The sequence below is a fragment of the Mycolicibacterium lacusdiani genome (genome assembly GCF_021916785.1).
In the GTDB taxonomy this organism is placed as follows: domain Bacteria; phylum Actinomycetota; class Actinomycetes; order Mycobacteriales; family Mycobacteriaceae; genus Mycobacterium; species Mycobacterium lacusdiani.
The window spans coordinates 611,355-624,932 of the sequence record NZ_JAKCFC010000002.1 but is presented as its reverse complement, the minus strand read 5'-3'; the positions used below and the strand labels follow the sequence as shown (position 1 = coordinate 624,932).

Annotated in this window: 13 protein-coding genes; 3 read left to right on the top strand and 10 right to left on the bottom strand. The window is 69.0% G+C overall.

Features of this window, described 5'->3' with window-relative positions; translation table 11 throughout:
- Window positions 1-19: 19 nt before the first annotated feature.
- Complete coding sequence (locus LOK44_RS07985) at window positions 20-1,717, bottom strand: AMP-binding protein (RefSeq protein WP_237569444.1); 1,698 nt, start codon at window positions 1,715-1,717, stop codon at window positions 20-22.
- A gap of 57 nt (window positions 1,718-1,774) precedes the next feature.
- Between LOK44_RS07985 and LOK44_RS07980 the strand changes: the two genes are divergently transcribed.
- The gene (locus LOK44_RS07980) at window positions 1,775-2,590 is read left to right on the top strand and encodes a helix-turn-helix transcriptional regulator (protein WP_237569443.1); all 816 of its coding nucleotides are present in this window, start codon (window positions 1,775-1,777) and stop codon (window positions 2,588-2,590) included.
- A gap of 48 nt (window positions 2,591-2,638) precedes the next feature.
- Here the strand turns inward: LOK44_RS07980 and LOK44_RS07975 are convergent, their stop codons facing one another.
- From LOK44_RS07975 to LOK44_RS07945, 7 genes are all read right to left on the bottom strand, one after another.
- On the bottom strand, window positions 2,639-2,977 hold the full coding sequence (locus tag LOK44_RS07975) for a hypothetical protein (protein WP_237569442.1): 339 nt from the start codon (window positions 2,975-2,977) through the stop codon (window positions 2,639-2,641).
- A gap of 135 nt (window positions 2,978-3,112) precedes the next feature.
- Window positions 3,113-4,933 carry an ABC transporter ATP-binding protein gene (locus tag LOK44_RS07970; protein WP_237569441.1) on the bottom strand — a complete coding sequence of 607 codons (1,821 nt, stop codon included), beginning with the start codon at window positions 4,931-4,933 and terminating at the stop codon, window positions 3,113-3,115.
- Window positions 4,930-6,741, bottom strand: coding sequence for an ABC transporter ATP-binding protein (locus tag LOK44_RS07965; RefSeq protein WP_237569440.1), 1,812 nt, complete (start codon window positions 6,739-6,741; stop codon window positions 4,930-4,932). The genes LOK44_RS07970 and LOK44_RS07965 overlap by 4 nt, the downstream gene beginning before the upstream one ends.
- The gene (locus LOK44_RS07960) at window positions 6,738-8,615 is read right to left on the bottom strand and encodes an ABC transporter ATP-binding protein (protein ID WP_237569439.1); all 1,878 of its coding nucleotides are present in this window, start codon (window positions 8,613-8,615) and stop codon (window positions 6,738-6,740) included. Before LOK44_RS07960 ends, LOK44_RS07965 begins: the two co-directional genes overlap by 4 nt.
- Window positions 8,616-8,722: 107 nt before the next feature.
- Window positions 8,723-9,268, bottom strand: coding sequence for a chromate transporter (locus LOK44_RS07955; RefSeq protein WP_237569438.1), 546 nt, complete (start codon window positions 9,266-9,268; stop codon window positions 8,723-8,725).
- Window positions 9,265-9,825 carry a chromate transporter gene (locus LOK44_RS07950; RefSeq protein WP_237569437.1) on the bottom strand — a complete coding sequence of 187 codons (561 nt, stop codon included), beginning with the start codon at window positions 9,823-9,825 and terminating at the stop codon, window positions 9,265-9,267. The genes LOK44_RS07955 and LOK44_RS07950 overlap by 4 nt, the downstream gene beginning before the upstream one ends.
- Window positions 9,818-10,819, bottom strand: coding sequence for a phospholipase D-like domain-containing protein (locus tag LOK44_RS07945; RefSeq protein ID WP_237569436.1), 1,002 nt, complete (start codon window positions 10,817-10,819; stop codon window positions 9,818-9,820). The genes LOK44_RS07950 and LOK44_RS07945 overlap by 8 nt, the downstream gene beginning before the upstream one ends.
- Window positions 10,820-10,934: 115 nt before the next feature.
- Between LOK44_RS07945 and prrA the strand changes: the two genes are divergently transcribed.
- Both prrA and LOK44_RS07935 read left to right on the top strand, forming a co-directional pair.
- Window positions 10,935-11,654: a two-component system response regulator PrrA gene (gene prrA / locus LOK44_RS07940; protein ID WP_198339363.1), complete on the top strand. Its 720-nt coding sequence runs from the start codon at window positions 10,935-10,937 to the stop codon at window positions 11,652-11,654.
- Window positions 11,655-11,663: 9 nt separating this feature from the next.
- Complete coding sequence (locus tag LOK44_RS07935; protein ID WP_237569435.1) at window positions 11,664-13,016, top strand: HAMP domain-containing sensor histidine kinase; 1,353 nt, start codon at window positions 11,664-11,666, stop codon at window positions 13,014-13,016.
- On the opposite strand, the gene arfC is transcribed toward LOK44_RS07935, so the two are convergent.
- Both arfC and arfB read right to left on the bottom strand, forming a co-directional pair.
- The gene (gene arfC, locus LOK44_RS07930) at window positions 13,013-13,426 is read right to left on the bottom strand and encodes a channel accessory protein ArfC, sunset domain variant (RefSeq protein ID WP_237569434.1); all 414 of its coding nucleotides are present in this window, start codon (window positions 13,424-13,426) and stop codon (window positions 13,013-13,015) included. The two genes, LOK44_RS07935 and arfC, sit on opposite strands and share 4 nt — an antisense overlap.
- Window positions 13,423-13,578 (bottom strand): channel accessory protein ArfB, encoded by a 156-nt coding sequence (gene arfB / locus LOK44_RS07925; protein ID WP_237569433.1) that lies wholly within the window; start codon window positions 13,576-13,578, stop codon window positions 13,423-13,425. Before arfB ends, arfC begins: the two co-directional genes overlap by 4 nt.

The following is a 13,578-nucleotide window of genomic DNA, read 5'->3' as shown; positions in this document are numbered from 1 at the left end:
GTCGCTTCGCTCGCCCCGGTCACAGCAGATCCTCGTAGCGGTGCTCGGTGCCGATCGGCGTGCCCGACCGGTGGGCCTCATCCTCCCGCGTACGCAGTTCGACGCGACGGATCTTGCCCGAAATCGTCTTCGGCAGTTCGAGGAACTCGACGCGGCGCACCTTGAGGTAGGGGGCCAAGTGGTCGCGCGCGTACTCCATGATCGCCTTGGCGGTGCCTGCGTCGGCGGGCCACCCGTGCGCCAGCGACACGTAGGCCTTCGGCACCGACAGCCTGGTGTCGTCGGGTTGCGGCACCACCGCGGCCTCGACGACTGCCGGGTGCTCGATCAGCACGCTCTCCAGCTCGAACGGCGACACCTTGTAGTCCGAGGACTTGAACACGTCGTCGGTGCGCCCGATGTACGTGATGTAGCCGTCCTCGTCGCGGCTGGCCACGTCACCGGTGTGGTAGTACCCACCTGCCATCACGTGGGCATTGCGCTGGGGGTCGCCGAGGTAGCCGGTCATCAGGTTCAACGGTTCCTGCGCCAGATCGAGACAGATCTCGCCTTCGTCGGCGAGTTCGCCCGTCACCGGGTCGACGAGCACGACGGGCACGCCCGGCATCGGCCTGCCCATCGACCCGGCCTTGACCGGCTGACCCGGGGTGTTGCCCACCTGCAGCGTCGTCTCGGTCTGACCGAACCCGTCCCGGATCGTCATCCCCCACGCCTTCTCGATCCGAGCGATCACGTCGGGGTTGAGCGGTTCACCGGCGCCGAGCACCTCCCGCAGCGCGGCGGGACGGTCGCCCAGGTCGGTCTGAATCAGCATGCGCCACACAGTCGGTGGCGCGCAGAACGTGCTCACCTCGGCCCGGCGCAACTGTTTCAGGAGCGCGGCGGCATCGAACCGGGTGTAGTCGTAGACGAAGATCGTGGCCTCGGCGATCCACGGTGCGAAGAAGCAGCTCCACGCGTGCTTGGCCCACCCCGGCGAACTGATGGCCAGGTGCACGTCGCCCGGCCGCGCGCCGATCCACGCCATCGTCGACAGGTGGCCCACCGGATACGAGACCTGCGAGTGCTCGACGAGCTTGGGCCTGCTGGTGGTGCCGGAGGTGAAGTAGACGAGCATGGCGTCGTCCACGTCGGTGCGCGCGGTGAACGGCCCCACCGAGGCGACGTCGCGGGCGTCCGAGTAGGCATGCCATCCGGGCGGCGCATCGCCCACGGCGATCCGTTGGTAATCCCCCGGTACGTCGGCGAACTTGGGCGCGTCCGCGGCGTTGGCGATCACGTAGCCCGCACCTCCGCGGCCGATCCGGTCGGCGAGATCGGCCGGACCCAGCGCTCCGGTCGTCGGCATGATCACTGCGCCCAGCTTGGACACGGCGAGCATGGCCTCCCACAGCTCGACCTGGTTGCCGAGCATCAGGATGACCCGGTCGCCCTTGCCCACGCCGAGGCGCTCGAGCCACGTCGCGACACGGTCCGACCGCTGCGCCATGTCCGCGAACGTGACCTTCTGCTCGGTGCCGTCCTGCTCGACGATCCACAGCGCGGTGCGCTCGGCGGTCTGGGGATCGCTCGCGATGACGTCGAACCAGTCGGTTGCCCAGTTGAACCGCCCGGTCAACCGCGGCCATGTGAAGGTCTCGACGGCCTTGGCGTAATCGCCGATCACGGCCACCAGGTGATCGCGTGCGGTGCGATACAGATCGGTGTTGGTCGTCATGCCGACTAGGATCTACGTCACAGTCACCCGTCCGCTACCCCCGAAAGAGGGTGCCACGTGCTCCGTCCCCGGGACGCCGACGCGCTACGTGCCGAGCTGCGGCACCTGGCGGTCGACGGCGGCGTGCCGGTGCTGTTCGGCGGGGAGGTGCACGGCAACGCGCTGCTGCTCAGCGAGTTCGTCGGCACCAGGACGGGGCTGCTGCGCGGCCTCGTCGTGCGCTCGAACTCCGGGCTCGGCGGGGCCAGCATGGTGGCCGGCAGGCCGTTGGCGGTGGCCGACTACCGCAGTGCGGCGAGCATCACCCACGACTACGACACCCCCGTGCTATCCGAGGGCATCCGCAGCGTGCTCGCGGTGCCGGTGGTCGTCGACGGCGCGCCGCGGGCGATGCTCTACGGGGCCTACCGCGCGAGCGCGCCGATCGGTGGCCGCGCCGCCGACCTGATGGTGGCGGCGGGGCGACGGCTGGCCGAGGAGATGCGGATCCGCGACGAGGTCGACCGCCGGCTGCGGCTGCGCGACGCGCAGGTCGCGACGGCCACGCAGTCCGAGACGGTGCGAGAGGTGCACGCCGAACTGCGCCGCCTCGCCGCTGCCGACGAGCCCGTGACGAAGCAGGAGCTGCAGCAGCTCGCCGAACGGCTCTCCGGCCGCGGCGACGATGTCGCCGACGAAGCGCCGCTCACCGCGCGCGAACTCGACGTCCTCGCCCAGGTTGCGCTCGGGTGTACGAATGGTGAAGTGGCGAGGCGTCTTTCATTGCGGCCCGAGACCGTGAAGAGCTACCTGCGCAGCGCGTCGGGCAAGCTCGGGACTCGGACCAGGCACGAAGCGGTTTCGCGGGCGCGCAGCCGTGGGCTGTTGCCCTGAGAAATGCTCGCCTCTGAGCGACAAGTCGCGACAATGCGAGCCGCACGGTCAATCGAAGAGCCACCGTGGATTGGTCGGTGCGCCTCCTGGCCGGTGCGAAAGCGCACGTTCGCGCAACTCCGCGACGCGGCGCTCGATGCGCCACTCGGTCGCCCGCGGTGTGTATCCGGGCCCGTAGAGTGCCCGGCCACGCCGCTGGACGCGACCCAGTCGCACCTCCCAACGCAATGCATCGGAAATGGCCTTGGACGGGCGACCGGGGAGCCCGAAGCCCAGTCGCTGCACGGCCTGCGCCAACTCTGCGACCGTGCAGTCACCGTGCAGGGCGAGATAGTTGGTCAAGACGTAGCGCAATTCGATTCCATGTAGCTGCACTGAGTCGGTCATGATCACAGCGTCACGCGCGAGACCGACGAGAGCCGGGGCGCAAGCGATACCGAGAGCGTGCCCTGTGGATGAACGCGTCCCCGATTGTCGCGAATTGTCGCTCAGAAGCGGGCACTTCCGGCTTAGCCTCCCCGGTTAAACCAGCGACTCCACCCACGCACGGTGAAGGGCGGCATACTGACCATCGCCGGCGATCAGTTCGGCCGGTGATCCGTCCTCCACGATCCGGCCGTGCTCGAGCACCAGCACCCGGTCGGCGATCTGCACCGTCGACAGCCGGTGTGCGATCACCAACGCGGTCCGCTCGGCCAGGACGGTCGCCAACGCACGCTGAACCATCCGCTCGCTCGGGATGTCGAGCGACGACGTCGCTTCATCGAGGATGAGCACTGCCGGATCGGCGAGGAACGCCCGCGCGAACGCGATCAACTGCCGCTGCCCCGCCGACAACCGACCGCCGCGCTTGGCCACGTCGGTGTCGTACCCCTCGGGCAGCGCGGCGATGAACTTGTCCGCGCCAACGGCTTCCGCGGCCTCGCGCACCTGAGCATCAGTGGCGTCGGGGCGGCCGAACCGAATGTTGTCGGCCACCGTTCCCTCGAACATGAAGTTCTCCTGCGTCACCATCACGACGTGACGACGCAGCTCGGCCTGCGGCAGGTCGCGCAGGTCGTGACCGTCGAGCGTCACCGCGCCCGACGTCGGGTCGTAGAACCGGGCGATCAGCTTGGCGATCGTGGTCTTGCCCGCACCCGTGGTGCCGACCAGCGCCACCGTCTGTCCCGCAGGAACCTCCAGGTTCAGCCCCGGCAGCACCGGCCGGTCCCGCACGTAGGAGAACTCGACGTCACGGAACGCGACGTCGCCCTTGACCGTCGGCAGCGCAACGGGTTTCGACGGATCCTCGATGGCGGGCCGCTGCGCCAGCACGCCTGCGATCTTCTCCAGTGCGGCCGACGCCGACTGGAAGGTGTTGAAGAACTGCGAGATCTCCTGCATCGGCTCGAAGAACATCCGCAGGTACAGCAGGAATGCCGCCAGCGTGCCGATGGTCATCTCGCCGTGCAGCACGCGATACCCGCCGTAGAGCAGCACGGTCCCGGTGGTCACGTTGCCGACGAGCTTCACCGCGGGCATGAAGATCGCGAGCAGTTTGAACGCCCGCTCGTTCACGTCGCGGTACTGGTCGGCGACCTCCTCGAAGATCTCCTGGTTCCGCGGCTCCCGGCGGTAGGCCTGCACGGCCTTGATGCCCGTCATGGTCTCGACGAACTGCACGATCACCAGCGCCGCGCTCTCGCGGACCTTCAGGTACACCTTCGACGACTGGGTGCGAAACCACCAGATGAGCCCGACCAGTAGCGGGAACACTCCCAGGCAGACCAGCCCGAGGTGGACGTCGAGCACCACCAGCAGGACAGCCGTTCCACCGAGGGTCAGCACCGCGGTGATCAGGCTGTCGAACCCGGTCTGCAGCATGTCCTGGATGGCGTCGACGTCATTGGTCGAGCGGCTGACCACCCGGCCCGAGGTGTAGCGATCGTGGAACGCCACGTCGAGACGCTGGAAGTGGCGGTAGATCTGCTGCCGCAGCGACAGCAGCACGCGTTGGCCGATGCGGCCCGACCGGCGCAGGAAGTACAACCTGCTGGTGGCTTGCAGCACCACCACGCCGCACAGCGCGGCGACGATCTTCAGCAGCTCACCGGTGGCACCGCCGTCGACGATTGGCGGGATGCCGTGGTCGATCCCGCGCTGCACCAGCAGCGGCACCGACAGCCGGGCGGCGTTCTCGACGACGACGACGATGGCCAGCAGTGCCACCGTGACCCGGTACGGCCGCAGCAGCGAGCCCAGCAGCGAGCGGGCCTCGCGACGGCGCGACACCGTCTCGTCGATGGGCAGGTCGCCGGTCTCGTCGGAGACCGTGCGTCCGCGCCAGTCCATGACGCTCATGGCAGGGCCTCGGCGAAGTCGTCGTCGGCGGCCAGCAGGTAGCGGTACTCCGGCACGTCGGCGAGCAGCTCGGCGTGCGTGCCGACGTGGGTGATGGTGCCGCCCTCGAGCAGTGCGACGCGATCGGCGAGCAGCACCGTCGACGCCCGGTGGGCCACGACGATGCCCGTCACGTCGCCGAGCACGCGGCCCAGCGCCTCGGTCACCTGCGCCTCGGTGTGCACGTCGAGTGCCGACAGCGTGTCGTCGAGCACCAGGATCGCCGGCTTCGCCAGGATCGCGCGGGCCAGCGAAAGCCGTTGCCGCTGACCGCCGGACAGGCTCATGCCCTGCTCGCCGATGCGCGTGTCGAGGCCGAACGGCAGGTCGTAGACGAAGTCGGCGGCAGCGACGTCTATTGCCTCGGCCAGCTGCTCGTCGGTGGCCGTCGGGTTGCCCAGCCGCAGGTTCTCCGCGACGGACATCGAGAACAGCGTGGGATCCTCGAACGCCGTCGCCACCGCCCGGCGCAGCGTCGACAGCGACAGGTCGCGAACGTCGATGCCGTCGAGCATGATTCGGCCCTCGGTGACGTCGTGCAGACGCGACAGCAGCGCCGCCAGCACCGACTTGCCCGAACCCGTCGAGCCGACCAGCGCGAGGGTCTCCCCCGGTTCGACGGTGACGGTGACGTGGCGCAGGGCCCACCCGTCAGAGTCCGTTGGATGGTCCGCCCCGGACGCCGGGAACCGGAACCCCACGTTGGCCAACTCAAGCTTGCCGCCGCGCGGCACCTCGTCGATCGGGCCGTCGTGGATGTCGCGTGCGGCGTCGAACACGTCGGCCACGCGGTCGGCGGCAGTGAACGACTCCTGCGTCATCGACAGCAGGAAGCCCAGCGACGCGATCGGCCAGACCAGCGACAGCATCATCGTGATGAACGCGACCAGCGTGCCGAGGGTGACCTGCCCCATGCCCGCGGCGTAGGCGCCGAACCCGAGCACCACGATCAGCGTCAGGTTGGGGATCACCTCGAGCAGCGTCCAGAACTTCGCCGACACCGCGACCTTGTCGACCTCGGTGTCGTAGAGCGCGCGGGCCTTCTCGTCGAAGCGTTCGTACGAGTAGTCCTCACGGCCGAACGACTTGACCACCCGCATGCCCAGCGCAGCCTCCTCGACGTCGGTCGCCACGTGACCGGCCTGGTCCTGCGACAGCCGCGAGAGCTTGGTGAACTTGCGCTGGAAGTGCAGCACCGTCAGCGTGATCGGCACGACCGACACCACGACCACCACGCCGAGCGGCCAGTACATCGACAGCAGGATTGCGGTCACCACGACGATCTGAATCCCGTTGAGCACCAAGAACAGCAGACCGAACGACAGGAACTGCCGAATGGCGCTCAGATCGTTCATCACCCGGGACAGCAGCTGCCCCGACTGCCACTGACCGTGGAACGACATCGGCAGGATCTGCAGTCGGGCGTAGAGGTCCTTGCGGATGTCGGCCTCGACGCCCAGCGTGGCACGGGCGACCAGCCAGCGGCGAATGAACCACAGCGCCGCCTCGGTGACCCCGATGCCCATCGCGGCCGCGCCAAGGACCCACAGCCCCTGCTGATCCTGGTTGCGGATCGGGCCGTCGATCACCGCGCGCGTCATCAGCGGGATCACGATCGTCGCGCCGGTGCTGGCGAGCGCGATGACCGACATCACGATCCAACGCCACCGGTACGGCAGCAGATAGGGCAGCAGGCGGACGAGCGACGACGATCCGCGCTGCTTCGACGGCGGAGGCGAGATGGCTGGCTCGCGTGAGATCCGCGTCATGCAGCGGCCCCGTCGCGGAACTGCGTCTCGTAGAGGCGCGTGTAGCGGCCGCGGCGGGCGAGCAGCTGGGTATGGGTGCCACGTTCCACGACGCGGCCGTCCTCCACGACGAGGATGACGTCGGCAGCGCGGATGGTGGACAGCCGGTGGGCGATCACGATCGACGTCCGGCCGGCGAGCGCCTCAGCCAACGCTTGCTGCACGGCGGCCTCCGATTCCGAGTCCAACGATGCCGTCGCCTCGTCGAGGACGACGACGCGCGATCGGCCGAGCAGCAGCCGCGCGATGGTCAGGCGCTGCCGCTGCCCACCGGACAGACGGTAGCCGCGCTCACCGACAACGGTGTCCAGACCATCGGGCATGTCAGCGACCACGTCGGCCAGCCGGGCGCGCCGCAGCGCGTCCCACAGCTGGTCGTCGGTGCGGTAGGACTCGCCGAGCGTCAGGTTGGCGCGGATGGACTCGTGGAACAGGTGACCGTCCTGGGTGACGACGCCCACGGTGTCCTGAAGCGAGGCGAACGTCAGGTCACGGACGTCGACGCCGGCCAGACGCACCGCGCCGGACGACACGTCGTACAACCGGGCCACCAGTGAGGCGGTCGTCGACTTGCCCGCACCCGACGAGCCGACCAATGCCACCATCTGGCCCGGTTCGGCGCGGAACGAGATGCCGTGCAGCACCTCGTCTCCGCCGCGGTCGTCGAGCACGGCGACCTCCTCGAGCGAAGCCAGCGACACCTCGGTCGCCGACGGGTAGGCGAAGCGGACGTCGTCGAACTCGACGGCGACCGGGCCGTCGGGCACCGCGCGGGCGTCGGGCCGCTCGCGGATCAGGGGCTCCAGGTCGAGGACCTCGAAGACCCGCTCGAAACTCACCAGCGCGCTTGCGATCTCGACGCGGGCGTTGGCCAGTGCCGTCAGCGGCGCGTAGAGCCGGGTGAGCAGCAGGGCCAGCGACACGATGGCACCGGCTTCCAGCTGTCCACCGATCGCGAGCACGCCGCCCAGTCCGTACACCAGTGCCAGCGCGAGCGCCGACATCAGCGTCAGCGAACTCATGAACGTGGCCTGCAGCATCGAGGTCTTGACTCCGATGTCGCGGACCCGGCCCGCGCGCACCGCGAACTCGCGCGATTCCCGCGCGGGGCTGCCGAACAGCTTGACCAGCGTCGCGCCGGGCGCGGAGAAGCGTTCGGTCATCTGGGTGTTCATCGTGGCGTTGTTGATCGCGCTCTCGCGGCTCAGCTCGGCCATGGAGCGGCCGATGCGGCGCGCCGGGAGCAGGAACAGCGGCGTCAGCAGCAGCGAGAGCAGCGTGATCTGCCAGGAGATGCCGAGCATGACGACCAGCGTCAGCGTGAGGGTGACGACGTTCGACACCACGCCGGACAGCGTGTCGGAGAAGGCGCGCTGTGCGCCGATGACGTCGTTGCCGAGCCTGCTGACCAGTGCGCCGGTGCGGGTCCTGGTGAAGAAGGCCACCGGCATGCGCTGCACGTGGTCGAACACCGCGGTGCGCAGGTCGAGGATGAGGCCCTCGCCGATCGTCGACGACAGCCAGCGGGTCAGCATCGTGACCGCGGTCTCGGCAAACGCCACGCCCGCGATGATCAGGGCCAGCACCACCACGGTGCCGGGGGCGCCCCCGTTGACGATCGCGTCGACGACCTTGCCCGCCAGCAGCGGGGTCGCCACGGCGAGCAGGGAGCCGACGACGCTGATCGCGACGAACCCGCCTAGCCTGCGGTGGTGGCGCGCGGAGAACCGCCAGATGCGTCCGAGCAGGCCGCGGTTGGCCAACTCGCGCAGTTCGCCGCCGCGTGCCCGGGTCTGCCGGTACAGCGTCTGTCGTGCGACGGTTTCCAAGTTCATGTAATCACCGTAAAACCTCAACAATTGATGAGGTCAAACCATTTCCTCCCGCAAAGGGAGCGTTGACCTCGGATGAACTGAGCTGGATTACCCGCGGCGAGCCCGGTTCAGACGAACCCGAGGTAACCGATCACCCCGGCGCAGGCCACCACCAGCAGGGGGTTCAGCTTGGTCCGGACGAAGATCACAGTGCAGACCGCGGTCAACAGGTACGCCCGCCAGTCGTGATCCGCGGCACGACTCATCACCAGCGACGACGCCAGGATGAGCCCCACGGTCAGCGGAGCGAACCCCTTCTCGACCGCGATCCGCCAGCGCGACTCCTCCGCACGCTGCCAGAACAGCGTGATCGCGTACACCAGCGACGCCGCGGGCAGCACCATCGCCACCGTCGCCACCACTCCGCCGAGGAGGGCGCCGGGCACGCCGCCCACCTCTAGGCCTGCGGCGTAGCCGACCATCCCGACGATCAGGATGCTCGGCCCCGGCGCGGTCTGGGAGATGGAGAACAGGTCCGCGAATTGGCCGTTGGTCAGCCAATGGTGCTGGTTCACCGCGCGCAGGTGCATCTCGGGCAGCACTGCGTTGCCGCCACCGATCGACATCAGCGACAGCGAGCCGAACAGCACGACCAGCTGGACGTAGGTACTCACGTCGCGGGTGCGGAGCGGTCCCTGGGCCAGGCCCACAGCAGAGCCAGCGGCGCGACGATCGCCAGCACGCCCAGCAGCGGCCAGCGCAGGATGCCGTTGAGGACGAAGGCCAGTCCGAACAGAGCGACCGGGATCACGCCGGTGAGGCAGTTGCGACCGGTCTTGATCACCATGGCCACCGTCAGCGCGACCGCCGCGGCGGACGCACCGTGCAGCACCCCGGCGACGGCAGGCACCTCCTTGAACCGGAAGTACAGCCACGACAGGAACAGCACGATCGCCAGCGGCACCAGGCACAGCCCCAGCACGGCGGCTACCGCACCGGGGACGGCCCGCATCTTGGTGCCGACGAACACCGCCATGTTGACCTGGTTGGCGCCGGGCAGGATGCGGCACATCGTCATCGCCGAGAGGAACTCCGCCTCCCCCAGCCACTGCTTCTCGACGACGAGCACCTCCCGCGACCACGCCGACAGTCCGCCCCCGAAGGAGGCCAGCGCGATGTGGTTGAACGTCCAGGCGACGTCGAACAGGGAGGGTGGCCGGGCCTCACTCATGGACGAGCGTTGAGTCCGATGGGAAGTCGGACCCGTCGTCGTCGTCGTGGTGCAACTCGGGGTGCAGCGGGTCCGGCGGCGCGTAGTGGTGCGACAGTTCCCAGTCCTCGTCGAAGACGGCCTTGAGGCGCTCGACGATCAGCGGGTCGGACGTCGTGATGCCCAGTTCGCGACGGAGGTCGAACGCGCTGCGGTCGATGTTCATCGAGCCGACGAGGGCGCGTTGGTCGTCGACGATGATCAGCTTGGCGTGCACGCGCAGGTTCTTCTGCTTGTGCACCTTCACCCCGAACCGGCGCAGCGTTCGCAGCGAGGCGAACGTGTCGAGCACGTCCCACTCGCTGATGCCGTGCCTGCCGCCGCAGAGCACGTGCACCTTGACGCCGCGGTCGGCGGCGGCCGCGAGGTGGTCGAGTATCACCGCGTCGACGTACTTGGGGTGCTGCACGTCGATGCGCTTGGTGGCCGTGTCGATGAAGCGGGCCATGTGCAGGCGCGAGTTCGCGTTGCTCCACAGCAGGCCGTTGCAGGGCGACGGCTGCCAGTCCGCCTCGTTCCAGTCGGCGTCGAAGACCTCGGTGATCTGGGCGATCTGGGCCGGATCGACGGTGACGACGCCGTAGTCGCGCGTCCGGGTGAAGTACTTCTCGCACAGATTGAAGGTCGCGATCAGGGCTGCCGTGCCGTCGACGACGATCGACTTCTCGTGGGTGACGTAGAACGACGGGTTCGCCCACTTGACGTCGATGCCCGCGGCGCCCAACCGTCGATGCGTCTCGTCGTTGGCGCGGTCGCCGCCGGATCGCTTGGCGTTCAGCATCACCCGCACGTCGACGCCGGCGCGCCTGCGCTCGATGACGGCCTCGATCAGCGTCTCGTCGGTGAAGGTGAACTGCTTGATCAGCAGCGTGTGCGTGGCCGAGGCGATGAACGCCCGGACCGGTTCGACGCCGTCGTCGGGCTGGACGATCACGCCCGGAGCGTTCGGTTGCACGACTGCCGAAGCTAGCAGTGCAGACGTGGTTTCTGCGTTGCAAGCGCGCGATCTCGGGTTTGGTGTCACCTGGCGTTCACGCGCCTCCCGCATCGTGGGAGGGGTATCGGGCAAGATTGGCCGCATGGACTCTGGCGCAGGGAGTGGTTCGTCTCCCCGGGTACTCGTGGTCGACGACGATCCCGACGTGCTCGCGTCGCTGGAGCGGGGGCTGCGGCTGTCCGGTTTCGAGGTGTTCACCGCGGTGGACGGCGCCGAGGCGCTGCGCAGTGCGACCGAGACGCGACCCGATGCGATCGTCCTCGACATCAACATGCCGGTGCTCGACGGCGTCAGCGTCGTGACGGCGCTGCGCGCGATGGACAACGACGTGCCGGTCTGCGTGCTGTCGGCGCGCAGCTCGGTCGACGACCGGGTGGCGGGGCTGGAGGCCGGCGCCGACGACTACCTGGTGAAGCCGTTCGTGCTGGCCGAGCTGGTGGCGCGGGTCAAGGCGCTGCTGCGCAGGCGCGGATCGACGGCCACGTTCTCCTCGGAGACCATCTCGGTGGGGCCGCTCGAGGTCGACATCCCCGGCCGCCGCGCGCGCGTCAACGGCACCGACGTCGACCTCACCAAGCGCGAGTTCGACCTGCTCGCGGTGCTCGCCGAGCACAAGACGGCCGTGCTCTCGCGGGCACAGCTGCTGGAGCTGGTCTGGGGTTACGACTTCGCCGCAGACACCAACGTCGTCGACGTGTTCATCGGGTATCTGCGCCGCAAGCTGGAGGCCGGCGGCGCTCCCCGGTTATTGCACACGGTGCGCGGCGTGGGCTTCGTGCTCAGGCAGCAGTAAGGCGGGCGCGTGAACGTCTTCTCGCGGTCGTTCAAGCGCACTCCGTCGCTGCGGACGCGCGTGGCGTTCGCGACGGCCATCGCCGCGGCGATCGTGGTGGGCATCGTCGGCGCGATCGTGTGGATCGGCATCACCAACGATCGCAAGGAGCGGCTCGACCGCAGGCTCGACGAGGCGGCAGGCTTCGCGATCCCGTTCCTGCCGCGCGGGCTCGACCAGATCCCGCGCTCGCCGAACGACGAGGACGCCATCATCACCGTCCGCCAGAACGGCGAGGTGACGTCGAACACGACCGTCGTGCTTCCCCAGCTCGAACCCGGCTATGCCGACACCTACGTCAACGGCGTGCGCTACCGGGTGCGGACCGTCGACATCGCGGTGCCGGGGCCGGATCCGACCTCGATGTCGGTGGCGGTTGGTGCGACGTATGACGCGACGATCTCCGACACCAACAACCTGCACCGGCGGGTGATCATCATCTGCTCGTTCGCGATCGGCGCTGCCGCGGTGGCGGGCTGGCTGCTGGCCGCGTTCGCGGTGCGACCGTTGAAACGGCTGGCGCAGCAGACGCGGGCCATCGACGTGGGCGGTGACGAACCCGACGTCGAGGTGCGTGGCGCCACCGAGGCCGTCGAGATCGGGGAGGCCGTCAACGGTCTCATTCAACGGATCTGGGACGAGCAGGACCGCACCAAGAACGCGCTGGCGTCCGCACGCGACTTCGCGGCCGTGTCGTCACACGAACTGCGCACGCCGCTGACCGCGATGCGGACCAACCTCGAGGTGCTCGACACCCTCGACATGTCCGACGATCAGCGCAAGGAGGTCATCGGCGACCTCGTCCGCACGCAGTCGCGCATCGAGGCGACGCTCGCGGCGCTCGAGCGGCTGGCCCAGGGGCAGCTGACCACGTCTGACGACCACGTACCCGTCGACATCACCGAACTGCTGGACCGCGCGGCGCACGACGCGATGCGGGTCTACCCCGACCTCGAGGTGTCGCTGGTGCCGGCGCCGACGGTGATCATCCTTGGCCTGCCCGTCGGTCTGCGGCTCGCCGTGGACAACGCGATCGCCAACGCCGTCAAGCACGGCGGCGCGACGCGGGTGCAGTTGTCGGCGGTCAGTTCACGCGCCGGTGTCGAGATCGCGGTCGACGACGACGGCGTCGGCGTCCCCGAGGAGGAGCGCACCGTGGTGTTCGACCGGTTCTCCCGCGGCTCCACCGCGTCGCACTCGGGTTCGGGACTGGGGCTGGCGCTGGTGGCGCAGCAGGCCGAACTGCACGGCGGGACGGCGACATTGGAGTCGAGTCCGCTGGGCGGGGCGCGGATGCTGCTGCGCCTGCCCGGGCCGTCCTAGCCGGAGAAGCCTGCCCGCTCGGCGGCCGCGACGTCGCTGAAGAACACGTCGGCGACCATGTCCTCGTAGCCCGCGCTGCCCGGCGCGTGCAGGGTCGTCGCCGCCTCGTCGATCTTGACGGGGTAGCCGACAGGAGCGTCGGCCGTGCCGATCGCGAGCCGCACCGATCCGGGACCGTAGGGCTCGACGACGTCGGACTCCTCCGCTTCGTGGGAGTCGCCGGTGACGTCGACCCGCCTCGGCGTCGTGGGCGGCTTGGGTTGCGCGGCGTCGAGGATCGCCGCGCCGGCACTGATGCGGAGCTCGTGGATCGGGACCTCGCGCCGGACACGGTGCACCATCAGCGCCCACGTGAGCGCGGCCCCCAGCACGAACGCCACGGCGAACAACCACCAGTTCGGTCCGGTCACGAGCGGCCCCTCGGCTCGCGGGCGCCAGGCATGGCCTCGAGCGCCTCCTGTTCGCTGACGTAGCCGATGGTCACCGCAGCCACGACCCACGCGGCCAGCGAGCCGAGCAGGAACGCCGCCAGGTACCAGATCCACTGGATCAGGAAGTCCAT

What these genes read in the sequence shown, in the direction of transcription:
- LOK44_RS07985 (WP_237569444.1), bottom strand. Translation starts at nt 1,717, where the DNA reads ATGACGACCAACACCGATCTGTATCGCACCGCACGCGATCACCTGGTG.
- LOK44_RS07975 (WP_237569442.1), bottom strand. Translation starts at nt 2,977, where the DNA reads ATGACCGACTCAGTGCAGCTACATGGAATCGAATTGCGCTACGTCTTG.
- LOK44_RS07970 (WP_237569441.1), bottom strand. Translation starts at nt 4,933, where the DNA reads ATGAGCGTCATGGACTGGCGCGGACGCACGGTCTCCGACGAGACCGGC.
- LOK44_RS07965 (WP_237569440.1), bottom strand. Translation starts at nt 6,741, where the DNA reads ATGACGCGGATCTCACGCGAGCCAGCCATCTCGCCTCCGCCGTCGAAG.
- LOK44_RS07960 (WP_237569439.1), bottom strand. Translation starts at nt 8,615, where the DNA reads ATGAACTTGGAAACCGTCGCACGACAGACGCTGTACCGGCAGACCCGG.
- LOK44_RS07950 (WP_237569437.1), bottom strand. Translation starts at nt 9,825, where the DNA reads ATGAGTGAGGCCCGGCCACCCTCCCTGTTCGACGTCGCCTGGACGTTC.
- arfB (WP_237569433.1), bottom strand. Translation starts at nt 13,578, where the DNA reads ATGGACTTCCTGATCCAGTGGATCTGGTACCTGGCGGCGTTCCTGCTC.